Raw genomic sequence first — 21,982 nt, 5'->3', positions numbered from 1 at the left:
CAAGAGGAATCTGAGATTATGACCGCACCGACTCAAGAGGCGATGTTAGCGACGCCTGCTTTTGGCGATGGAATTCAATATTTTGGCGAGAATTTGCCAGGATTTGAGACGGCTGGAAAATCTCCTGCCATAGAAGAGGGTAAGCCAAGCATTGCATCTCCCACCGATCCGGCTGCTGTATTCCAAACTTTACTTTATGCCGACGCTTTGCGGTACCTTACCCTGCAAGTTACAGCCTCTAAAGCATCCGGACACCCCGGCGGTTTTGCTTCTCAAGCGGAAGCTTATGCCTCTTTGGTCATGCTCGGTTACAAGAATATCATTACCGAAGTCGGGCATCACGCTCCCGGATTTTATAGTGCCATGTTCTTGGATCGGTCGCTAGAGGACATGGGAATAACTACCGTGCAGCAATTGCGCGATCGCTACCGGGAAAAGCACGGACTCTTAGGACACCTCTCCGGCTACATTCCTGGCATTCTCGCACCCGCTGGTCCCTTGGGGCAAGGGCAACACTTCGCAATGGCAGCAGCACTCCTGCACCGCGACAAACTCTTCCCCTTCACCATCGGCGACGGAGGCTTAGGCGAACCCTACATTATGAGTGGGATGGGACACTTCCACACTGCCTATCCCGAAGTCACGAATTTCTTGCCGGTGCTGGTTTGGAACGGCTACAGCCAGGAACACCATAGCATGGTTTCCACCAAGTCCAACGAGCAGATGATTGGTTACTGGCGTGGCAATGGGTTTGAAGAAGTTATCTTAATTAACGCCAAAGACTTCGACGATCAAAACCAGCCAGGAGATTACGTTGATAGCACAGCCTTTTCCTTTGATAAGCGGCTGGAATTCACCAAAGCGGTGCTACTGGCAGCAGATAAAGCAGCCAAATCTGCACTCGGCGGCAAACTCACCGTACTGATTATTAAACAGCTCAAGGGTGCTGGTGTCCACGCCAAAGGTGCAAAATCCCACAACCTCTATCCCAAAGACACCCTGGATAGTCCCCACATCTCCAACGCCTTGAAAGCACGCGCCTTATCATCTGCGGCGTGGGAATTGGTGCGGACGAATTGCGAACGCGCCGGTGGTGGTCCTGCTTCTAAGACCGTTGTGACAGAATTTGAGTTACCGTTGCCAGACTTGGGTGAATTGCCCTTGGAAGAATATTCTGTGGGTGGCGAGGCAAAGGTGTCAACGACAGCGATGGGGCGTTTGGTAGGGAAAGTCGGAGAGAGCGATCGCGCCTTCATTGTAACTAACGCTGACGGCAACGAAGCCTCTGGGATTGCTAATATTAACCAAGTCCTAAAGATTATCCACCCCACAGTGGACGATCTCTACAATCAAACACCAAATGGACAAGTTTACGAACCCTTAAGCGAAGATGCTTGTGCAGGGTTAGCTGTTGGATTGGCGTTGATGGGTGCTAGAACTCTCTGGTGTTCCTACGAATCCTTTGCCATCAACGGCTTACCGATTTGGCAAACGGTAACGCAAGCGATGGCAGAATTGCGCCGTCCCACTCCCTCTACGATTACCTTATACACTGCTGGAGCATTGGAACAAGGGCGTAACGGTTGGACGCACCAACGTCCCGAAATCGAAGCTTATTTCGCCGCCATGATGCGGAATGGCAACGTTTTCCCCCTGTTCCCCCCCGATGCCAATAGTATCCAAGTTTGCTATGACTGGGCGCTGACAACGAAAAATAAGGGAATTGTCATTACTGCCAGCAAATCGCCGCTACCGATTCGCACCACTTTTGAGCAAACTCGCCAAGGGTTGCGCGACGGTGCCATCGTGCTGCATGAAATCCCCGGTGACAAGATGGTGGTGTTTGCCGTCATTGGAGATATGACGCTGATGCCAGTCTTTGAAGCCGCAACATACCTGGAAACTGAAGAGATTGGCGTGCGAATAGTTTCTGTTGTCAACCCACGTCGCTTGTACCGTCCTCACGATGTCTCCTGGGATACCTGTTCCGAATCTGACGGCGGCTTCTTGGACGATGCTGGCTTTGCCAAACTATTTAATGGTGATGCTTTAGTTGGTGTTACAGGTGGCGCTTCTGGGATGCTGGAACCCATCATGCTACGGAGTAACTGCAAGCGCGATACCTTCGCCTGGAAGCGTGGAGAAACCACAGCGAGTGCTGGTGAATTGATGGCATTTAATGGTTTGACTGCTGAGGCGTTGACGAAACGCGCGATTGAGTTAGTGCATTAAGCTGGAAGTGATGCCCCTGCCTATGTTTTACCAGTAGGCGGGGGTGCATATCAGTTTTCACAACCAGAACATAACGAGGTAAGAAAATGTCTTGTCTGTACAGGAAAAGATTCAGCTAAGTTTAGATGTGTCAACCGAACTTTATCAAACTTTGGAAACGCTGGCTCAAAAGATAAGTGGAAACAAAAAAGACAAAGCTGTAGCTAATGTACTTCTTAAGGCGATTACTTTAATGGAGATAGCAGTAAAGGCTGAGGAAGAGAGTAAGAGTATCTGGATTGCCGATAAAGATGAAAAGCTAGATACTAAGATTGTTGGTATTTCACCGCAATAAACTGCAACTACCAACCCACGCTAGCAACCTGAATTTGAGCGACAGCAGAAAGCGGAAACTAACAAACACAAGTTAGAAGAAGCTATAAAGATGCGTGAAGACAATGGATTGAAAAAGAGCGATCGCCTGTGATAAATTGAGAAAATATTTTTTCTAAAAACAACAATAAATAGAACTATGAAATTTCGAGTTATTTTTACATTCGATCCAGAATATCAAGGTTACGTTGCAGAGGTTCCTGAGCTTCTTGGATGTGTAAGCCAAGGTAAAACGTTGGACGAAGCAATTGAAAATATTAAAGATGCCATCAGAGGCTATCTTCACGTCCAAGCCAAGCATGGCAAGCCTTATGTAGCCAAGGAAACTCAATCCTTTATCGGAGAAGTTGTCGTATAAATGGGACGTTTATCAAATATCTCCGGTAGAGAAGCTGTCAAGATTTTTGAAAAATTTGGCTATGTATTAGATCATCAAACTGGAAGCCACATGATATTGTGGCACGAATTAAGACCAACTTTATCAGTCCCAAACCATCGGGAATTAGCACCAGGATTACTTAGAAGCTTGATTCGACAGGCAGGGATTACAGTCGATGAATTCTTTGCTAACAGATGAGAAGCTAAAAATAAGAAAATTTAGGAACTGTTTTGCTGTTTTTCATTGAGGCGATCGCTATCATCATTCACCTAGTTCAGATGCCCGAAAGAAAGGATCTGGGAAAGAGCGATCGCATTTTTTAGCGCTAGACTTATTGTATACAATTGCGACAATTACTTATGAAGTGGCAAGAAGTTTGCGAAAACAAGTATCTTCAAAATTTACCATTTAAAGTCGAATTAAATAAATGGGGACAAATTGTCATGAGTCCTGCTAAGCCTAAGCATAATATTTATCAGGGAATTATTCAAAATCTATTGAATTCATTGATTGAAACAGGACTAGCGTTTCCAGAACTAGCAATTCAAACAACTAATGGAGTTAAAGTTGCTGATGTAGTTTGGGCTTCAGATGCGAAACTAAGTATTATAGAAGATGAAGATGTTGCCTCTATTGCTCCTGAGATTTGTATAGAAGTCAAATCTGCTAGCAATACTATAGAAGAAATGCTAGAAAAAAAAGGTTTGTACTTTGGTGCAGGTGCCCAAGAAGTTTGGGTTTGCGATGCTAAAGGTAAAATGAGCTTTTATAATCAGCAAGGAGAATTAAGCAAATCTTTGCTAGTGCCAGATTTTCCAGGGGAGATTAAACGGAGGAATCAGCCTGCTAGTTAAGCCTGCTAGTTAAAATATTTATTTAAATTAAGCTAAGTTCGCTATCCGTAAATTTACCGCTATTTTAGGCGATCGCTTTCAGCAAAACCTCTCTTAAAGTATCATAATTAGACAGTTAGATATTACAGGAGCATCCAGCTGTGCAGCCAGATTTGCAGGGCTTGGAAATTACGAAGGGAGAATTGAAACATTTGAGTGGAGTGGATACAGATGAAGTATTCCGACCCTCAGTCTTACGATCAGAAACTAGATTTAGTTTTATACTTCAGGAAATATTACTATCTCTTGCTTTGACTCCAATTTTAGTGGGGTTTATTTATACGTTTATTATTCTTCCAACACTTGGTTACTCAATTCTTCTGCTGATATTATTGCTAATTTTAGTACCCCTTTGTGTGGGATTTGGGCGCTGGTTTTGGCGAACGAGAAACAAACTGGCTGCTTTAGGCGGTTTGCTGGATGATGTGGATAGATATAATGCGGTCATTCAAGCAATAAATATTAATCAGCAGCTAGAAGCAGCCAGGTCTAACAAGATAGATTTAACTGATAGAGAAAAATTAGTTGAAGCCCTAAAAATTGCTAGAGATGATTTGGTTCATGCTTTGAGGGTAGAAAGGATTATGCGGGAAAATCAGAAGATTATTGCCACAAATCCAGAACTTTTTGCCACCAATTTGCAGGCGTTGCAAGCGTTGCAAGTCAGTAGTCAAGCGAGTGAGTATGGGCGTCTCCTGAATGAAGCGTTGCAGATTGGCGTCAGCGTACAGGAAGAGATGAGAAAATTACAGAATCAACGTTAAAACCAATATACCTGGCGAATAGAATTCGCGGCTACACAAACAAAGTCCGCGGGCGCGGGCTAAACAAATTAGATTGAAAACCTGCTCCTACACTTTACTTAAGGGTAAACTATGGCAGGTTTAGTTTGTATAGCCGCCGCTTCTCGCCAGGGTTCGCTAGAGATTTAGCATGACAACCAAACCAAAAATTATTGTCCTTGATGATGACCCTACTGGTTCTCAGACGGTTCACGGCTGCCTGCTGCTGACGCGCTGGGATGTAGATACCTTGCGGTTGGGCTTAGCAGATGAATCACCGATTTTCTTTGTGCTGACGAATACCAGGGCGCTGACTCCAGAGGAAGCGGCAAAGGTTACTAGAGAAGCTTGTCATAACTTGAAGGAAGCCATTAGCCAATCAAACATCCATGATTTTCTAATTGTCAGTCGTTCTGACTCCACCCTGCGCGGACATTACCCAGTCGAAACCGATGTTATTGCAGAAGAATTGGGTTCCTTTGATGCCCATTTTCTGGTTCCTGCCTTCTTCGAGGGGGGACGAGTGACCCGCGATAGCGTACATTATCTGATAATTGACGGCGTTCCTACACCCGTTCATGAAACTGAGTTTGCCCGCGATTCTGTTTTTGGCTACAAGCATAGTTATTTGCCTGATTATGTGGAAGAGAAGACAAAAGGTAAAATTCCCGCTAACAAGGTAGAACGATTTTTACTGGCAGATATTCGCGCTGGGAGTTTGCAACGCCTGATGAATTTCACTGGCAATCAGTGCGGCGTCGTAGATGGGGAAATTCAGGCAGATTTAAACCGTTTTGCAGAGGATATTCTAGCAGCAGCAAGTCAGGGAAAACGCTTCCTATTTCGCAGTGCTGCCAGTATCTTAACTGCCTTAGCTGCTTTACCTCCGCAACCCGTAGCGGCAGACGATATGGCGCAATATGTGCGGGAAGGCAAACCCGGTGCAGTGATTGTCGGTTCTCATGTCAAAAAGACGACACAACAGCTAGAACAACTGCTAAAAGAACCGGGTACGGTTGGCATTGAAGTAGAGATTGAACGTTTACTCGATGATTCTGTGACTGCGTTAGAAAGTCTCCTGAATGAAACTCTAGAAAAGGTTCATGCAGCGCACAATTCGGGGAAAACGCCCGTAGTTTACACTAGCCGCAAAGAACTTACTTTTAAGGATGTGCAAACGCGGTTACTGTTTGGGGAAGATGTTTCTGCATTATTGATGGATATCGTACTGGGTTTACCTGCAAATATTGGGTTTCTCATCAGCAAAGGCGGCATTACTTCTAATGATGTGTTGAGTACAGGTTTGGCGTTAACCTCAGCGCGGTTATTAGGTCAAATTTTGCCCGGATGTTCGATGGTACGGACTCCAGACAATCATCCTCAGTTTCCAAATTTGCCTGTTGTTCTGTTTCCCGGCAATGTAGGAGATGCGGATGGGTTAGCCACAGTTTATCGGCGTCTAAGTTAGTAGCGTTGGGTTAGTAGCGTTGGAAAAAGTGCTGGTTGCAACCAATATTCGGTTAGCGCTGTAATCCTTGGAGATCCCCCTTAAAAGCTACCGTGTACACACAAGTTTCTTGAACTTGCCAGTCCCGTTTTGATCCCCCCTACCCCCCTTAAAAAGGGGGGAAATCAAGTCAAAGTCCCCCTTTTTAAGAGGGAAATCAAGTTAAAATCCCCCTTTTTAAGAGGGAAATCAAGTCAAAGTCCCCCAATTTATCGGGGGATGCAAGGGGGATCAATCAATGTTTTGCCACTTAACTAAAGATGTGTGTACGCGGTAGCCTTAAAAAGGGGATAAGAGCAAAAAAAGGTTTTAGCCTTGCAATTCATCGCGAGGTTAGGAGGATTTGAGGGATCTGTTGACTCCAGAATCTGGGCACTCCTTGTGGGTACCCCTACAAACTTCGATTGCCGCTTGCCTATATCATGGATAATTAGTCAATCCGCCCAGGTCAGGCTTTTCGTCCATGACTTCTGATTCGTCCGTTCCAATAGCTGTTTCAGTTGTTCCCGAAAATACAGGGGAAGTAAATTGCCACGAACAAGTCCGCATCAAAAGCGACCAGAGGTGGCTGACATTAATTTTGCCCCCAGAAGCGGAGACACCCGCCACGGCTAGCTGGTCTGACCTTTGGCAACAGCTGAAGCAGCGCCTGAATGCCGGTGAACGCTTCTGGCAGCCGAATACAGAGGTGCATTTGGTGGCAAAAGATCGCCTGTTAGATGGACGCCAGCTACAAGCGATCGCAGATGCCCTTGCCGAAGATCGGCTACAACTGGTGCGTGTCTACACCAGTCGCCGTCAAACCGCTGTTGCTGCCGCCGCTGCCGGTTACTCGGTGGAACAGGCACCCCCGGTTTCTCCCCTCAATCAAAAGCCTTCACCGCCAACGACTTTATTAGCAGAACCCCTATATCTGCAAACGACTGTGCGTTCGGGAGTGGAAATTCGTCATCCCGGTACTGTGATTATCCTGGGAGAAGTGAATCCGGGCGGCAGCATTATCGCATCGGGCGATATCTTAGTGTGGGGGCGTCTGCGCGGGATTGCTCATGCTGGTGCCGAGGGCAATCAAGAGTGTTTAATTATGGCGCTACAGATGGAACCAACCCAACTGCGAATCGCCGATTATCTGGCGAGGGCACCGGAAAATCCACCCGCTCAATTCTATCCGGAGGTTGCCTACGTAACGCCGGAAGGGATTCGGATCGCTAGAACGACTGATTTTTCTAAAACCCAGTCTTTATCGATGGGGGTTGGACGTTAAAGAGGCAATAAGCGGGGAGTGATAAGTTCTGTAGGGGTTGTAGGGATGGTATCTTCTCTGTGTTTGCCCTGAGTTTTGCGCTAGTTTTAAGTTAAGGAGTTATTATTTTTGAGGAGTAAGTATATACTGAACTCAAAACTCAAAAAATCAAAAATAATTGATTGACCTAATTTAAAATGCCAGAATCAAAACTCTCTCAAGGGCGAATTTACTAGGCATAGCTGTGGGAGAATAGACAATTCGATTAAACTCGCCCCTATACATTCACGCACTAAAACGAAGCTAAGAACTTTTCAACATGAGTCGCATTATTGTGATTTCCTCCGGCAAAGGAGGGGTGGGAAAAACCACCGTAACGGCAAATTTAGGCATGGCTTTAGCTAGGGCGGGGCGTCAAGTTGCTCTAGTCGATGCGGATTTTGGCTTGAGAAATTTGGATTTGCTGCTGGGGCTAGAAAATCGGATTGTCTACACGGCGGTTGAAGTCCTGGCAGGCGAATGTCGCTTAGATCAAGCGTTGGTGAAAGATAAGCGGCAGCCGGGACTGGTGTTATTACCCGCTGCCCAAACCCGAACCAAGGAGTCAATCACCCCAGATCAGATGAAACAGCTGGTTAATGAATTAGCTGCCAAGTACGAATACGTCTTGATTGACAGTCCAGCGGGGATTGAGACGGGCTTCAAGAATGCGATCGCTGCCGCCCAGGAAGCCTTGATTGTGACAACGCCAGAAATTGCCGCCGTGCGCGATGCTGACCGGGTTGTAGGCTTACTGGAAGCACAAAACATTAAGCGTGCCCACCTGATCGTCAACCGCATTCGACCGGCAATGGTGCAAGCCAATGACATGATGTCGGTAGAAGATGTGCAGGAACTTCTCGCCATTCCCTTAATTGGTGTGATTCCTGACGATGAGCGGGTGATTGTCTCCACCAACCGGGGCGAACCTCTGGTACTGGCTGAAAATCCCACCCTACCGGGAACGGCATTTTACAACATTGCTCGCCGCCTAGAAGGGGAGCCGATTGAGTTTCTTGATTTGGATGCTGGTAATGACAACTTCTTTTCTCGCATCCGAAAATTATTGTGGTCTAAGATTATCTAACCTTCACATCTGCCCGATCCATGATTAGCGAACTTTTAGAACGACTTTTTCCTCGCATTAGTGCTGACAACAGCCGCGCGGAAGTCAAGCGCCGCCTGCAATTGGTAATTGCCCACGATCGGGCTGACCTAACGCCAGAGATGGTAGAGTCAATGCGGAAGGAAATCCTGGAAGTCGTCTCTCGCTATGTCGAAATTGAGGTGGAGGGGTTGGAGTTTTCTTTAGAAAGTAACCAACGGGCAACGGCATTGATTGCCAATTTGCCCATCCGGCGGGTCAAAGCAGACGCGGAGGCTGCGGATACATAGTAGCGATCGCACCCATCCTATCAAAGCCATCACCAAATTTTTAATCCTATTTTTATTTCTTAAAACTAAAATAAATCGGGTTCTGCTCTCAGGCTTTTATGCTCTCCTGTCTCCTAAGAGCGAACTAAGTTTTCATGCAAACTTAGGGCGAATTGGTCTGATTTGCCGTGTTAATTAATCCTCTCTCTAAAGTTAAATTTAAACAGATTGGCTGTTTTTACTGCTGTGGGTGGATAGGAAATTTATCGATTGTCGTTAACAATAAAAAGAGAATCACTCCAGCATTTAAAACTCTTTTTTCACAAAAAAAAGAGCTTTTCAGAAGTCGATTGATTAGGGCATCGAGAAAACCCGTTGCAGCATTAAAATATCTACTCTTGAGGATGAGCCGGTTCAATGACTACCTCTTTGTGGAAATATCTATCAGCCGGTATCGCGACCACCTTTATCGCCTTGGGAACAGCCGCACCCTCTAGGGCAACCACTCTCTCCGGTTATGCAACTTCCGGAAACATGATGAGTGGGATGCAGATTACAGTTGGTTTCCTTGATGGAACCTCGCAAACGGCAACTTGGGGGGTCACAGATTCTATTTCGGGAGGAGCATTTGGGAGTGGCTGGTCGCTCACCCAAGCGGGTAATACATACGGTTACGATCCAGACTATGGTGCATACGGCTGGAGATTTAGCCACTCCGGCGTCAGCCCCATTGCCTCGCTGCTAATCAATGCGATTCCTGGAAATGCCGTTTTTGATACTTATCCTTATCTAAATGGTTCCCAAAATACGCCTGGGTCAGCTGAGGGTTGGGAATTCCAGGTACTATCAGGGCAATCTCCCACTGCCTATGCCTACTCAGTCCCGATTGACATTTCAAAAGGCGACTTATTTGGGGCGCTTTCGATGTCCTGGAACGGCGGATTTAACGGGACAATGCGATTTATCGCCGATACGGATAGCGGCACCACAGCCGACCCGGTGAAGCCGCTAGAACCACCACCGCCACCACCGCCACCGCCACCACCACCGCCGCCACCGCCACCGCCACCGCCACCACCACCACCAAACATCGCGCCGACTCTGAATTTCGACAATTACACGATTTATGAGGGTCAATCGGTATCGCCGATATTGTATGCCACCGATCCCGATCCCGACTCGATCGCCTTCTTGCTGAATGGCAATGTCGTTGGTACCGATCCCAATACTTTAGGAATCCGTGCATTGTCCGTGCCACTAGGGACTTATGCAGATGAGGGAAGCTTTACCTTAACGGCGCAAGCACAGGATAGTAGAGGTGAGAATAGTCCGCCCGTCACTCGAACGCTGACGGTTCTAAATGTTGCCCCCACCATCACTAACCTGACCCCAAATTTAACCATTAAAGAAGGCGATCGCTTTAATTTTAATGGCACCGCAACCGATCCGGGAATCTATGATGTTCTGACCTACAATTGGGACTTAGATAACAACAGTTTGTTTGATAACTTCACTGGCTCCAACGGGCAATCTTCCTTTGCCGATGAAGGTTTCCATCCCATCGGGCTGCAAGTCTCAGATGGCGATGGCGGGTATGCTTACGGTGCTTTTAACGTGACGGTTGAGAACGTTGCCCCCACAATTACTAGCATCACTTCGGCACTCACGGTTTTAGAAAACCAGAAGTTTGATTTTGCTGCTACCGCAACCGATCCGGGCATCCAGGATCTGCTCAGCTTTGATTGGGACATCAATAATGATGGCGTTTTTGACGACTTCACCGGCACGGCGGGGCAGTGGGCTTTTAGCGATCGCGGGACTTATACCGTTGGCTTGAGAGTCTCTGATGGCGATGGTGGGTTTGCTTTCAGTTCTTTTGATGTGACTGTTAAACACGTCCCCGAACCTTCGAGTGCGATCGCTCTATTGGCGTTTGGTGCTGTTGGTGCTGGTGCTATCCGCAAGCGCAAACAGCCGTAAAAAATTAGCTTCCTAGTTAGGCAGGTTGGCATAGCCCAACCTGCTGATTTCGCCTATCTAGATAAAAGTTTTGTCAAGAAGCGATCGCATTTGAACGGCTCCAACCCAATTCAGATAAAGCCCGCTTAACACCCCCAAATGCTTTGAGAGCAAGGGAAGGGGATGCAGGACGCCCCTAGATTGGGCTTTGTATTCCTCAATTAGCGATCGCTTCTACCCAGTTTATAAACAGGAAATGCCACATAAGTTTATGTAGGACTAAAAAGGGTGAAGATTCCGGTTATAAATCCTACAGTAACTTTTGAAATGGCTAGCTAGTAACCATGTTGGGAAGTCATATATTTGGTTCGACCCTTGTATAGTTTAAATCTATAAAACTACCTATCGATATTTCCAAGTCAAAAATCCCAAATCTAAAGTTCAAAATGGGATGACGTGGAATCCAGGGGTTTAGGAAGTGTTTGGAGAATCAGCTTTCCATTCAGTGTGTGGGTGATTAGTGCTAATAATTACACTGAAATGCTGAAGTGAAAATGGGAACAGAAAGCTAGGGATAAACATCCTTAACTAACTGCAAGGAAAAATTGGCAATTGCCGGATATTCCTTAGAAGGCATCGCAATTATTACCAGGGATGAGAGGTGTACTGGGCAATGCTATTCACTACTTAACCTTACATCTAACACGCGATCGCGGCATACGCGATGATTCGGCTGTTTCCCCTAGTATTCGGACAACGCGCCAACTACGCACTCAGCTCAGCTAAAACCAGATGCGATCGCCTCTAGACAGTGAAGTGGCTGGGCGATCGCGCTTAACGGCTGTAGAACTAGCATTTCCCACAATCAGCCTTTATTAAAAATTCATGAAGTCTTCGTATAATTTTTTACAAGTTAGCATTAACCGATCGATATAAATTCAGTCCAAGGGCTGATTTAGGCTTCCGATTCTTCTTAAATTAAGCTATTTAAATATATTGTTTCAATAAAGATTACCAAAAGGTACTGGTAATTGATTCAAAAAATATGCCACACTTTCCACAGAAATGACTACAACAAAATTTTGTTTTTTTAAAGTACACAAAGGCACTAAGGAGATTTGCAGATTTTATTGAAACAACAGTTGCATTCGCACGTCAGAGAATATACGGTTATCAACATTTAACTGAATGGGCACGGAATTGTAGAAAGTTATATCTAGAGCGGCTTTGACCAACGACTGACACAAAATCTTCAAAATTTATCTGTAGCGATTGATTCTATCTGCGATTAGCCGAAATCCTCATTAGTCATCTTTGCAAGTGCTTTGACTTGCGGCGGAACGGGCAACCCATACAGTCAATATTCACTTTTTTAGAAAAAAAGTTTTATGAGTGCCTTAAATCTTATGAAAAAGCTATCTATGACAGCCGCTGGAGTAGCCTGTATCTCCGTGGGAGGGATGTGCGCGAATGTACCCCCCCTCAAGGCGGCAATTCTGGCAGTGGATAATTCAGGATCGTGGGCAACCGGGTCAGATACGCTATCAAGGATGGGGTTCAAGATGGTTCAGGTAGCAAATAGTGCCGAACCAGAGTTTTCGATTCTTTCTACTCTCTCGTCGCCGTTGGGCAATTTGACCTTCAGCCCCCAGGTTCAGAAAATGAATATTAATTCCGGCTGGACAACGTGGAGTCATGGCTACACGGGCGAGGTATATTTTAGCGGCTGGAATGTTTTAACCACGACGATTACACTACCTGCCAGTATTACTGCGTTTGATTTATATGTGGAGCCAAACCTCTTTGGCATATTCGACATCGCAGTAACGGGTATAGATGGTACCTCGACAACCCTGTTGCAGAAAGTCAGTGGTTTGTCAGGTGCTAAGTATTTTGGGTTCTACGCCACTGAGGGAGATTTGCTTTCCACCATCAAAATCACTGACCGCTCGAACGGTGCTGCTCATGGGTTTGGCATGGCTGAGTTCCGTCTCGCATCCCGTACAGTTGCTGCTGTTCCTGAATCCTCTTTTGGGTTGGGTATATTAGTGTTTGGTGCGTTAGGTACTACTTCGTGGCTATTGCGGAAACGGCAACACAAAGTTTAACTTCTTCGCCGGAAGCCCCACACCATAGCGGTATCCTACTCAGGACTTACGCACTGAAAGCTTGAAACCTAGATCCCCCCTAACTCCCTGATAAATTGGGGGGATTGGAAAAGTCCCCCTTTTTAAGGGGGATTTAGGGGGATCTCTGCGTAAGTCCTACTACTCCTACAACTACGACAGTCTCTCCGACACCAACTCCTACTCCCAAACTGGCTTCTATTCCAACGCAAGTCTCGATAACTTCACTTTCGGACAAGCGGCTAAGTCAGTTCCCGAACCTACTTCAGTGCTTGCTTTGCTAGCAGTAGGTGCTTTAGGTGCAGGTTCGTCCAAGCGCAAACAGCAAGGCAAAGCTTAAGATAACAGCCGATTTGCCAAGTGCCAACTTAACTGCGTGAGTGCTATATCTTCCTTTAGAAGGCATGGCAGTTTTTTTGGGGAATGATTCAGGCGAGGTTTTCCCTAGGTCGCATCCTATAGAGGGATCAACTCAAGCTGCCAGACAGATTCGGCATCCTTTCAGTGGTACTCTGGAAAATGGCATTGCTAAATGTTAAGACTGTTTTCCCGTATCTATACACATAGATTCACAACATAGGCACAAGCATGGTAGCCACCACAGACAAGACAAACGTAGGGCGTATTACCCAAATCATCGGTCCCGTTATCGATGCGGAGTTTCCCAGCGGCAAGATGCCGCAGATTTACAATGCCTTAAAAATCGAAGGCACAAATGAAGCCGGACAGAACGTGTCCGTAACCTGCGAAGTGCAGCAACTTTTGGGTGACAACCAAGTGCGTGCTGTTGCCATGAGTGCCACCGATGGCTTGGTGCGCGGCATGGATGTAGTAGACACCGGCGCTGCCATTACCGTACCCGTTGGCCCTGCCACTCTGGGTCGGATTTTCAACGTTCTTGGCGAACCCGTAGACAATAAAGGGCCAGTCAATGCTGACGAAACCTTCCCCATTCACCGTCCGGCTCCCAAGTTCACCGACCTGGAAACCAAGCCATCAGTGTTTGAAACCGGGATTAAAGTTATCGACCTGCTGACACCCTATCGACGCGGCGGCAAAATCGGTTTATTCGGCGGTGCTGGTGTCGGTAAAACCGTGATCATGATGGAGCTTATCAACAACATTGCCACCAATCACGGCGGCGTGTCTGTGTTCGGCGGTGTGGGCGAACGCACCCGCGAGGGAAATGACCTCTACAATGAAATGATCGAGTCAGGGGTTATTAATAAAGACAATCTTGGCGAATCTAAAATCGCCCTAGTCTACGGTCAGATGAACGAGCCACCCGGAGCCAGAATGCGCGTCGGCTTAGCTGCTCTGACGATGGCTGAGTATTTCCGCGATGTCAGTAAACAAGACGTGCTGCTGTTTATCGACAACATCTTCCGGTTTGTGCAAGCCGGTTCAGAAGTGTCGGCGCTACTGGGACGGATGCCTTCTGCTGTGGGATATCAGCCGACTCTGGCAACGGATATGGGCGACTTGCAAGAGCGAATCACCTCAACCACCGAAGGTTCGATTACCTCTGTTCAAGCGGTGTACGTGCCAGCCGACGACTTGACCGACCCCGCACCAGCAACCACCTTTGCTCACTTGGACGGAACCACTGTGTTGTCTCGTGGTTTAGCCGCGAAGGGGATTTATCCCGCTGTTGACCCGCTAGATTCCACTTCCACCATGTTGCAACCCAGTGTTGTTGGTGAGGAACACTACGGGACTGCTCGTGAAGTTCAGTCAACGCTACAGCGCTACAAAGAGCTGCAAGACATTATCGCCATTCTGGGTTTGGATGAATTGTCTGAAGATGACCGCTTGATAGTGGCTCGTGCGCGTAAGGTTGAGCGTTTCTTGTCTCAGCCGTTCTTCGTGGCAGAAGTCTTCACCGGATCTCCGGGTAAATATGTGAAGCTGTCAGAAACTATCAACGGCTTCAAGAAGATTCTCTCTGGAGAGCTAGATTCTTTGCCAGAGCAGGCTTTCTACATGGTCGGCACTATTGAGGAAGCGATCGCTAAAGCTGAAAAAATCAAAAGCTAGTCCATAGGCATTCGCCATTAGTCATTAGTCTTTTTCACCTGACTAATGACTAATGACCAACTAACAACTGACAACTCACAAACTATGGCTTTAACTGTTCGTGTTGTTTCTCCCGACAAAACTGTCTGGGATTCTAGTGCTGAAGAAGTGATTCTACCTAGCACTACAGGTCAACTCGGTATCCTCAGCGGTCACGCTCCTTTATTGACAGCACTGGATATCGGTGTCATGCGTGTCCGTTCTGGCAAAGATTGGGTGCCAATCGCCCTCATGGGTGGCTTTGCAGAAGTGGATAATAATGAAGTAACCATTCTGGTTAACGGTGCCGAGCGCGGCGACAAAATCGATCGCGAACAAGCCCGTGCTGCTTACACCGAAGCTGAAGCGAGGCTTAATCAGGTTGATAGTGGTGGCTCCCGTCAGGAGCAAATTCAGGCAACTCAAGCCCTCAGACGCGCCCGCGCTCGTTTTCAAGCCGCTGGTGGGATGGTTCAAGTCTAAAGTCTCTCAAAACTCAAGTCTTCTGAAAAGCTTCTCCTGTAACTGAACGGGAGGAGTTTTTTGTTTGGGACTAGACGGGCGCGGTCAAGATGGATACGCCCTATTAAGTGTTGCACTCAGTGAAGCGATCGCTGCTTCAGGAATTTATACTATTTCCCGATTCATCTGCAACTAATGACAGGATAGCTAATGACAGGATTGCTAATCAATTAATGAACAATTAGCAATAAAAAATAATATTTCTAAACTTATATATTTGCTTTTGACAAAAAATGATTGATGACTAGCCTGCTTTGCCTAAAAAATTAGGTTGACTGCTGAATGCTCCCAGCATCAATCCTCCCACCTGTTGAAAGCTAAAAAATGCCAAGTTTCGGCGGATATCAAAAAGGCTTCGCTTGCAAAGACTTAAAACTTGCAGCCCCTAAAAAGTAAAGCGAAGATCGCCAGCTTTGTAAACTTTTTATCGAGCAAGATCGCCATCTTTATCAACTCTTTAAATTATTCAAGACCTAATTAATCATTCCTTTATCAAGGCTGTGATATTACGGAGTGACGCAGTAAAATTGCGGATTTTATAGTTGTCGCAAATTTTTCATCAGCCCTGAGGAAGAGATTGATGTCAGTATTTACTAGCAGAATCGGTGCCCTGTTAGCCATGTTATTGTTTGGGACTTCTGTAGGTGCCACAGCCACCTCTGCCCAGTCAATCATTGCGGCTCCCAATGACACGAATACTCTGGTTAACCAGAATGGAAACCAGATTGACATCAGTGGCGGCACCCTTTCTAGCAATGGCTCGAATCTCTTCCACAGCTTCAATCAGTTTGGTCTGAATCAAAACGAGATAGCCAACTTTCTGTCGAACCCATCCATTCAAAACATCCTGGGTCGCGTCAATGGGGGAAACGCCTCGGTAATTAACGGTCTCATCCAGGTGACGGGTGGGAATTCCCACCTTTTCTTGATGAACCCATCTGGCATTATCTTTGGTGCCGGAGCCAGCCTAAATGTACCTGCCTCCTTCACCGCCACCACCGCTAACGGCATTGGCTTTGGGGGCAATTGGTTCAGCGCCACGGGTGCCAATGACTATAAGGCTTTAGTCGGTACGCCAAACGCCTTCGGCTTCGCAATGAGTCAGCCGGGAGCGATCGCTAATGCCGGAAACTTGGCAGTGAAACCAGGACAAAGTTTAACCTTGCTCGGTGGCACCGTAGTCAGTACCGGGCAATTGTCAGCACCGGGGGGTAATATCACGGTGGCAGCGGTACCTGGTGAGAGCGTAGTACGCATTTCTCAGGCGGGAAGTTTACTGAGTAGACATCTCCGAAATAGTAATGTTTTGTGGTAAAAGAATAGAATAGGAGTTTTTTATACCAAACTTATGAGTTCCGTACTGGATTATATCGAAGCAAATCCTCAACAAGCCCAACGATTAATTGGTCTGGCCTACCCGGAGCTACAAAAATTACTTCAAAATGCCGAAAAATCACACCATAAAAATCAAGCTTTGTTAGAATCAAAGAAAATTAGAATTATCTCCGGTGGAGGTGGTCGTAAACCAAAATTATCTATAAAAGAACAAATAATTTTAACCTTGGTTTATCTCAGACATATGACCACATTTCAACTTCTTGGCATCCAGTTTGGAGTAAGTGAATCTACAGCAAACGATACATTTAATTATTGGTTGCCAGTACTGAGAGAGTTGTTGCCATCCAGTTTAATTGAACAAGTAAAAAAAAAGAATCTGACTATGAAGTAGTTAAAGAGATACTCGAGAGAGTATGAATTAATTGTAGATAGCTATGAACAGCTCAGAGAAAGACCTGGGGACAATCAAGAGCAAGAAAAATATTATTCAGGAAAGGAGAGTGATCATACATTTAAAAGTCAGATGATTATCTTACCAGATGGCAAAGATATCGTTGATGTTATAGCTGGTGAACCTGGACCGAAAAGTGATATAACTTTGTTCCGAGAAAATCGTGAGCGCTTTGACCCAAAACAAAAATTTAAGGGGGATTTAGCTGATCAAGGGGAAGAGCTAATTACCAATCCAATTAAAAAACTAAGAAATCGAGAATTAACCACAGAACAAAAAGAACAAAACAAGGAATTTTCTGCTAAGCGAATCTTTGTGGAACCTAGAATTCGTTCTGTCAAAATATTTCGAGTTGTTCAAGAAAGGTTTCGGTTAAAACCCAAAAAATATGAGCAAGTAATTTTGACAATTTGTGGGCTAGTAAGACTCCGAATTGGGGCACTTGTATTACCACCAGAAATCCCCGCGCTCCCATGAGCTAAAATTAACGCGCATCACCATATATTTTTGTCTTATTCTCAACAACAAATATCTCAAACCCTTATTTTTTCGTATAGACTAGCTGATTGGCAACGCTTGCATTTGCACCCTAATAGCTAGTCACATCAAGGCTTTGATAGTTATCGGAGGTGTCTAGTGTAGAAATTCAACCCCTAGCAGCAGCAGACAATCAGCCGAATGACTGGATGCTGCCAATTGCTTCCTTACCTCAGCTGTTGACGGGTGCTGGGGAAGTGGGAAACGCCACTAAAATGACCGTTAGTAGCGACGGCACGGTTCATTTAACAGGTTCCAACACTGCGATACCTACAGACACGGGTACTGTAATTGCCTCTGGTTCCCTAAATGCCTCAAGCACTGCCCCAAGTCAAACTGGAGGCACAGTCCAGATTGTTGGTGACAAAGTAGGGCTAATCGGTGCCAATATTAACGCTTCCGGTACCCTCGGCGGCGGCACAGTGCGAATTGGCGGCGACTATCAGGGTAAGGGTACACTGCCAAATGCATCTCGCACCTACGTCAGTAGCGACTCCTTCATTGCCGCAGATGCTCTCCTCAACGGCAACGGCGGTAAGGTGATTGTTTGGGCAGATGAGACAACCCGTTTCTACGGCAATATTACAGCTCGTGGCGGCGCTCAAGGTGGAAACGGTGGCTTTGTCGAGACATCAGGCAAACAAAACTTGGACTTTGACGGTTTGGTAGATGTGGGTGCAACCTGGGGAAAGGGCGGTCAGTTGCTATTAGACCCAAAAAGCGTTGTCATTGATACGGCAAACGATGACAAAAATCAGCTTGATGACAAGAAGATCCTGGCTGATGACGGCAGCAACAACGATACATTCAAGATTTCTGCTGACAAGGTGAAAACCATGCTCAACAGTGGCGATGTGTCAATCGCAGCCAAGGACAACATTGATGTAAAAAGTGCTATCGATGCCAGTGGCAATACCAATACCCACAATCTTAAGTTGGACGCTGCGACCGTCAACTTGAACGCTCCTATAACTCTCAAGGGCGGTCTGACAATTAATAGCACGCAGGAGCTGAAGATAGACGCTAGTGCCAGCCTAAACTTAGGTGGAGCCTTCAGCCAAACTGGGAGGGGGGCAGTCTCCACAGCAGGCGACATCACCACTAGCAACGACAAAATTAGCTTCAGCAGTCCCGTTACCCTGACGGGAAATGTCAAGCTAGATACTGGAACTGGCAACGGCGATATTGCTTTCACCGGAGCGATCGCAGGCAGTGGTAAAAACCTAGAACTGCTCGCAGGCACGGGTAAGGTGGACTTGGGTGGTGCAGTGGGTAGTAGTGGCACCCCAATTGGCAACTTGACCATTGGCGCTAACACCATCAATCTAGCTCCATCAATCAACGCTGCGGGTGTCACCCTGAAACCCGGTACGTCAGGCAAGACGATTGGTGTAGGAATTGGTGTCAAACCTGGACTGGATTTTATCCTCGATCAACTAAACAATATTACAGCCACTAATTTGACCATTGGGGATGCCACTAATACTGCCAGCATCCAGATCGGGACACTTCTCAACCCGCTTACCGAGAATCTCACCTTTATTAGTAAAGGGACTGTAGATGTCACTGCACCGCTATCGCTACCGCTACCGCTATCTGTAACCAAGAATTTGACGATTACCAACGGTGGCAAGCTGACGATTGCTCCTGCCGCAGACATAATTTTGGGGGGAGCCTTCGTGCAAAATGGCTCCGGATCGGTCGTTACCGCAAGCAACATCACCGCCGAAAACGGCATCAGCTTTAAAAGCGGACTTCCCCTCAGCGGAGCGAACATCGCCTTAGATAGCGAAAAGGGCGAATATAACGACCTAAAGACGATCGCAGGCACCGGCAACATCTTCTTTGGCAAAACGGTGGGTGCGGGAGAAGGTAAAGGATTGGGTGCAATCTTAATTGAGAATGCGACCAATGTAACTGCCCTTTCAACGATTGTTGCAGACAGTCTGACGCAGTTATCTGGTAACACTACGACTCTGGCGGGTGACATCACCACAACTAAGCTAGCCGGTGTAAATATTACTGCCACTAATATCCAAGTGGGAGGCAGTATCAACACCAATGGCGGTAAGGTAAATCTGATTGGGAACGGCGGAGTCACCGCTAGCAATATTACTTCTAAAGGCGGGGAAATTAGCCTCAATAGCACTCAAGGCGCGATCGCTACCAGCAATGGCACTCTAGATTCTTCTGGCGGTAATGTATTTCTCAGCGCTAATCAAAATATCGCTACCAACAATATCACCTCAAAAGGTGGAGCAATTACCCTCAATAGTGACACGGGAGCCATTAATACAGGAGCGTTGGACTCTTCTGCAACGGGTACTGGCGGCGCGATCGCTCTTACCAGCCAGCAAGGAGCCATTATTGCTGGCAATGTGACATCAAAAGGTGCCACTGGCGGTGGTGCAGTCACCGTTGCGGCTCCTGGTAGCATCACTACGGCAAATATTGACACATCTTCTACTAATAACATCGGCGGCGCGATCGCTCTTACCAGCCAAAAAGGAGCCGTACAGACTGGCAATTTGATCTCCCAAGGAGCAGCAGGCGGTGGGGACATTGAAGTTTCCGCTCAAGGCATCATCACCGCTGGAGTTATCGATAGTTCCAGCTTCGGGAAAGGAGGGAATGTCACCCTGGCGAACCCGCTGATCGAACTCAACAAAACTCCAACTGATGACATTCAAGTTGTCTCCATCAATGCCCAAAGTGGAGGTAGCGCCTTCGGAGGAGTTGTTAAAATTACAACCGATCGCTTCTTCCGCGCTACAGGCACTTTCACTGGTTCCAAAAACCCATTTGCGACCAGCATTTCCACGATTGGAGGCGCTGGGGACGGCGCGATTCTGATTTCCCACGGAGGCGGTTCCTCCTTTACTCCCTTTGTGATAGGAGATGCTACAGAAAACGGCACAGCGGGCGCTCTCACCACCGGAACTGGGTTCCTCAGTACGATTTTGCCATCTAAAGAATTTCCTGGCCCTTACCGCCAAGGCAATATTCAAATTATTCCCCGCCGTCCCGGAGACAACCTGCTTCCCTACTTCGGGGCAATACCCGTAAATACGCCTGCTAGCGTCTCTGACGTAACGATTGATACGACGAGCGACCTGGATAGCACTATCACCTCTAAATTTGACCAACATCTGGGGCAAACGGGCAATATCACCAATCCGAAAGAAGCCGCCAACCTACTGAGCCAAATCGAGAAGCAGACGAGTATCAAATCCGCTTTTATTTATGCAGTCTTTGCGCCCGATCAAGTCTCTAGTAGTCAGAAAATTCAAATTAAGAAAGACGATGAGCGACTAGAGCTAATTTTGGTAACAGGAGAGGGAAAAACGAAACGAGTGCGCGTAGCTGGTAGTAGGCGAGGAGCAATCCTAAAAGTCGCTGGAAGCTTGCGGAACGCCATTACCAATAAAAATAAACTGAATGACGACTATCGTGCCCCCTCCGAACAACTGTATCAGTGGCTAATTGCACCCATCAAGGACGAGTTAGAAGCCCAAGGCATCCAGAATCTAGTCTTCATTATGGATGCAGGCTTGCGATAGCGAAGCGCCGACCTGTCGGTTCGCTTCCTATCGCTGCCCTCCACGATGGTCAACAGTTTTTAGTGGAGAAATATAGCATCGGTCTAATGCCCAGCCTCAGCCTCACCGATACCCGCTACGCTAACATTAAGAACGCCAAAGTCTTGGCAATGGGTGCCGACCACTTTACCAACAAAACGCAAAATCCATTGCCTGCTGTGCCGGTAGAATTGTCGATGATTACTTCTAAACTGTGGCAAGGTAAATCCTTCCTCAACGAAGCTTTCACCCTCAAGAATTTAAAAGCACAACGCACTTCCACGCCCTACGAAATTATCCACCTCGCTACCCACGCAGAATTTAAGTCAGGGGCACTCGGCAACTCCTATATTCAGCTGTGGGACACCCAATTGAGATTGGATCAAGTGCGTCAATTGGGCTGGAATAAACCAGCGGTGGAATTATTAGCGGGACTTAAACAATGAATTAAAACCAAATGAGTTATGATCCATGCCAGATAAGAAGTTCACGTTGAAAAATACCCATGAAGGAAACTACACCCGACGCAATGCCTCCATGCTTTGAGAAATGGTGCAGTCGGTTTGATGATGTTTTCAGCCATCAAGCCCAAAAA

At 46.8% G+C, this 21,982-nt stretch carries 20 protein-coding genes and 1 pseudogene; all 21 read left to right on the top strand.

What is annotated here, in order from left to right; translation table 11 throughout:
- The first annotated feature begins 18 nt into the window (after window positions 1-18).
- Window positions 19-2,232, top strand: a complete 2,214-nt coding sequence (locus tag AC2VDX_RS12290; RefSeq protein WP_378180423.1) for a phosphoketolase family protein — start codon at window positions 19-21, stop codon at window positions 2,230-2,232.
- Between the two features lie 91 nt (window positions 2,233-2,323).
- Complete coding sequence (locus tag AC2VDX_RS12285; RefSeq protein WP_378180419.1) at window positions 2,324-2,566, top strand: DNA-binding protein; 243 nt, start codon at window positions 2,324-2,326, stop codon at window positions 2,564-2,566.
- Between the two features lie 177 nt (window positions 2,567-2,743).
- Entirely contained in the window at window positions 2,744-2,962 is a 219-nt protein-coding gene (locus AC2VDX_RS12280) for a type II toxin-antitoxin system HicB family antitoxin (protein ID WP_378180416.1), read from the top strand.
- On the top strand, window positions 2,963-3,181 hold the full coding sequence (locus tag AC2VDX_RS12275) for a type II toxin-antitoxin system HicA family toxin (protein WP_378180413.1): 219 nt from the start codon (window positions 2,963-2,965) through the stop codon (window positions 3,179-3,181).
- 161 nt (window positions 3,182-3,342) lie between these two features.
- Window positions 3,343-3,837 carry a Uma2 family endonuclease gene (locus tag AC2VDX_RS12270; protein WP_378180411.1) on the top strand — a complete coding sequence of 165 codons (495 nt, stop codon included), beginning with the start codon at window positions 3,343-3,345 and terminating at the stop codon, window positions 3,835-3,837.
- 290 nt (window positions 3,838-4,127) lie between these two features.
- On the top strand, window positions 4,128-4,640 hold the full coding sequence (locus AC2VDX_RS12265; RefSeq protein WP_486928166.1) for a hypothetical protein: 513 nt from the start codon (window positions 4,128-4,130) through the stop codon (window positions 4,638-4,640).
- Window positions 4,641-4,809: 169 nt separating this feature from the next.
- Complete coding sequence (locus AC2VDX_RS12260) at window positions 4,810-6,126, top strand: four-carbon acid sugar kinase family protein (RefSeq protein ID WP_378180405.1); 1,317 nt, start codon at window positions 4,810-4,812, stop codon at window positions 6,124-6,126.
- Between the two features lie 502 nt (window positions 6,127-6,628).
- Window positions 6,629-7,429, top strand: a complete 801-nt coding sequence (minC, locus tag AC2VDX_RS12255) for a septum site-determining protein MinC (RefSeq protein ID WP_378180402.1) — start codon at window positions 6,629-6,631, stop codon at window positions 7,427-7,429.
- A 298-nt stretch (window positions 7,430-7,727) separates the two neighbouring features.
- The gene (minD, locus tag AC2VDX_RS12250) at window positions 7,728-8,534 is read left to right on the top strand and encodes a septum site-determining protein MinD (protein ID WP_378180400.1); all 807 of its coding nucleotides are present in this window, start codon (window positions 7,728-7,730) and stop codon (window positions 8,532-8,534) included.
- 20 nt (window positions 8,535-8,554) lie between these two features.
- Window positions 8,555-8,842 (top strand): cell division topological specificity factor MinE, encoded by a 288-nt coding sequence (gene minE / locus AC2VDX_RS12245; RefSeq protein ID WP_378180398.1) that lies wholly within the window; start codon window positions 8,555-8,557, stop codon window positions 8,840-8,842.
- 396 nt (window positions 8,843-9,238) lie between these two features.
- Window positions 9,239-10,801 (top strand): PKD domain-containing protein, encoded by a 1,563-nt coding sequence (locus tag AC2VDX_RS12240; RefSeq protein ID WP_378180396.1) that lies wholly within the window; start codon window positions 9,239-9,241, stop codon window positions 10,799-10,801.
- Between the two features lie 633 nt (window positions 10,802-11,434).
- Window positions 11,435-11,566 (top strand): hypothetical protein, encoded by a 132-nt coding sequence (locus AC2VDX_RS12235; RefSeq protein WP_378180394.1) that lies wholly within the window; start codon window positions 11,435-11,437, stop codon window positions 11,564-11,566.
- A gap of 620 nt (window positions 11,567-12,186) precedes the next feature.
- Window positions 12,187-12,888: a PEP-CTERM sorting domain-containing protein gene (locus AC2VDX_RS12230; protein ID WP_378180392.1), complete on the top strand. Its 702-nt coding sequence runs from the start codon at window positions 12,187-12,189 to the stop codon at window positions 12,886-12,888.
- A 262-nt stretch (window positions 12,889-13,150) separates the two neighbouring features.
- A pseudogene (locus AC2VDX_RS12225) lies at window positions 13,151-13,246 on the top strand (PEP-CTERM sorting domain-containing protein); the annotation flags it as partial.
- 248 nt (window positions 13,247-13,494) lie between these two features.
- Window positions 13,495-14,943 (top strand): F0F1 ATP synthase subunit beta, encoded by a 1,449-nt coding sequence (gene atpD, locus AC2VDX_RS12220; RefSeq protein WP_378180390.1) that lies wholly within the window; start codon window positions 13,495-13,497, stop codon window positions 14,941-14,943.
- An 84-nt stretch (window positions 14,944-15,027) separates the two neighbouring features.
- Window positions 15,028-15,444, top strand: coding sequence for an ATP synthase F1 subunit epsilon (atpC, locus tag AC2VDX_RS12215; protein ID WP_378180388.1), 417 nt, complete (start codon window positions 15,028-15,030; stop codon window positions 15,442-15,444).
- A 619-nt stretch (window positions 15,445-16,063) separates the two neighbouring features.
- Window positions 16,064-16,798 carry a filamentous hemagglutinin N-terminal domain-containing protein gene (locus AC2VDX_RS12210; protein WP_378180386.1) on the top strand — a complete coding sequence of 245 codons (735 nt, stop codon included), beginning with the start codon at window positions 16,064-16,066 and terminating at the stop codon, window positions 16,796-16,798.
- A 33-nt stretch (window positions 16,799-16,831) separates the two neighbouring features.
- Window positions 16,832-17,212 (top strand): helix-turn-helix domain-containing protein, encoded by a 381-nt coding sequence (locus AC2VDX_RS12205; protein WP_378180384.1) that lies wholly within the window; start codon window positions 16,832-16,834, stop codon window positions 17,210-17,212.
- 30 nt (window positions 17,213-17,242) lie between these two features.
- Complete coding sequence (locus AC2VDX_RS12200; protein WP_378180705.1) at window positions 17,243-17,749, top strand: HARBI1 family protein; 507 nt, start codon at window positions 17,243-17,245, stop codon at window positions 17,747-17,749.
- A 152-nt stretch (window positions 17,750-17,901) separates the two neighbouring features.
- Window positions 17,902-21,369, top strand: a complete 3,468-nt coding sequence (locus AC2VDX_RS12195) for a beta strand repeat-containing protein (RefSeq protein ID WP_378180382.1) — start codon at window positions 17,902-17,904, stop codon at window positions 21,367-21,369.
- On the top strand, window positions 21,285-21,833 hold the full coding sequence (locus AC2VDX_RS12190) for a CHAT domain-containing protein (RefSeq protein ID WP_378180380.1): 549 nt from the start codon (window positions 21,285-21,287) through the stop codon (window positions 21,831-21,833). The genes AC2VDX_RS12195 and AC2VDX_RS12190 overlap by 85 nt, the downstream gene beginning before the upstream one ends.
- Window positions 21,834-21,982: the final 149 nt, after the last annotated feature.

Source organism: Coleofasciculus sp. H7-1, assembly GCF_057473865.1.
Note: the sequence above shows the minus strand (reverse complement) of the source record. Positions and strands in the feature narration are given on the sequence as shown.

Coding starts and splice junctions, on each gene's coding strand:
- AC2VDX_RS12260 (WP_378180405.1), top strand. CDS start 4,810: ATGACAACCAAACCAAAAATTATTGTCCTTGATGATGACCCTACTGGT.
- AC2VDX_RS12230 (WP_378180392.1), top strand. CDS start 12,187: ATGAAAAAGCTATCTATGACAGCCGCTGGAGTAGCCTGTATCTCCGTG.
- AC2VDX_RS12240 (WP_378180396.1), top strand. CDS start 9,239: ATGACTACCTCTTTGTGGAAATATCTATCAGCCGGTATCGCGACCACC.
- minD (WP_378180400.1), top strand. CDS start 7,728: ATGAGTCGCATTATTGTGATTTCCTCCGGCAAAGGAGGGGTGGGAAAA.
- minE (WP_378180398.1), top strand. CDS start 8,555: ATGATTAGCGAACTTTTAGAACGACTTTTTCCTCGCATTAGTGCTGAC.
- atpD (WP_378180390.1), top strand. CDS start 13,495: ATGGTAGCCACCACAGACAAGACAAACGTAGGGCGTATTACCCAAATC.
- AC2VDX_RS12205 (WP_378180384.1), top strand. CDS start 16,832: ATGAGTTCCGTACTGGATTATATCGAAGCAAATCCTCAACAAGCCCAA.
- AC2VDX_RS12275 (WP_378180413.1), top strand. CDS start 2,963: ATGGGACGTTTATCAAATATCTCCGGTAGAGAAGCTGTCAAGATTTTT.
- atpC (WP_378180388.1), top strand. CDS start 15,028: ATGGCTTTAACTGTTCGTGTTGTTTCTCCCGACAAAACTGTCTGGGAT.
- minC (WP_378180402.1), top strand. CDS start 6,629: ATGACTTCTGATTCGTCCGTTCCAATAGCTGTTTCAGTTGTTCCCGAA.
- AC2VDX_RS12235 (WP_378180394.1), top strand. CDS start 11,435: ATGAGAGGTGTACTGGGCAATGCTATTCACTACTTAACCTTACATCTA.
- AC2VDX_RS12210 (WP_378180386.1), top strand. CDS start 16,064: ATGTCAGTATTTACTAGCAGAATCGGTGCCCTGTTAGCCATGTTATTG.
- AC2VDX_RS12290 (WP_378180423.1), top strand. CDS start 19: ATGACCGCACCGACTCAAGAGGCGATGTTAGCGACGCCTGCTTTTGGC.
- AC2VDX_RS12270 (WP_378180411.1), top strand. CDS start 3,343: ATGAAGTGGCAAGAAGTTTGCGAAAACAAGTATCTTCAAAATTTACCA.
- AC2VDX_RS12280 (WP_378180416.1), top strand. CDS start 2,744: ATGAAATTTCGAGTTATTTTTACATTCGATCCAGAATATCAAGGTTAC.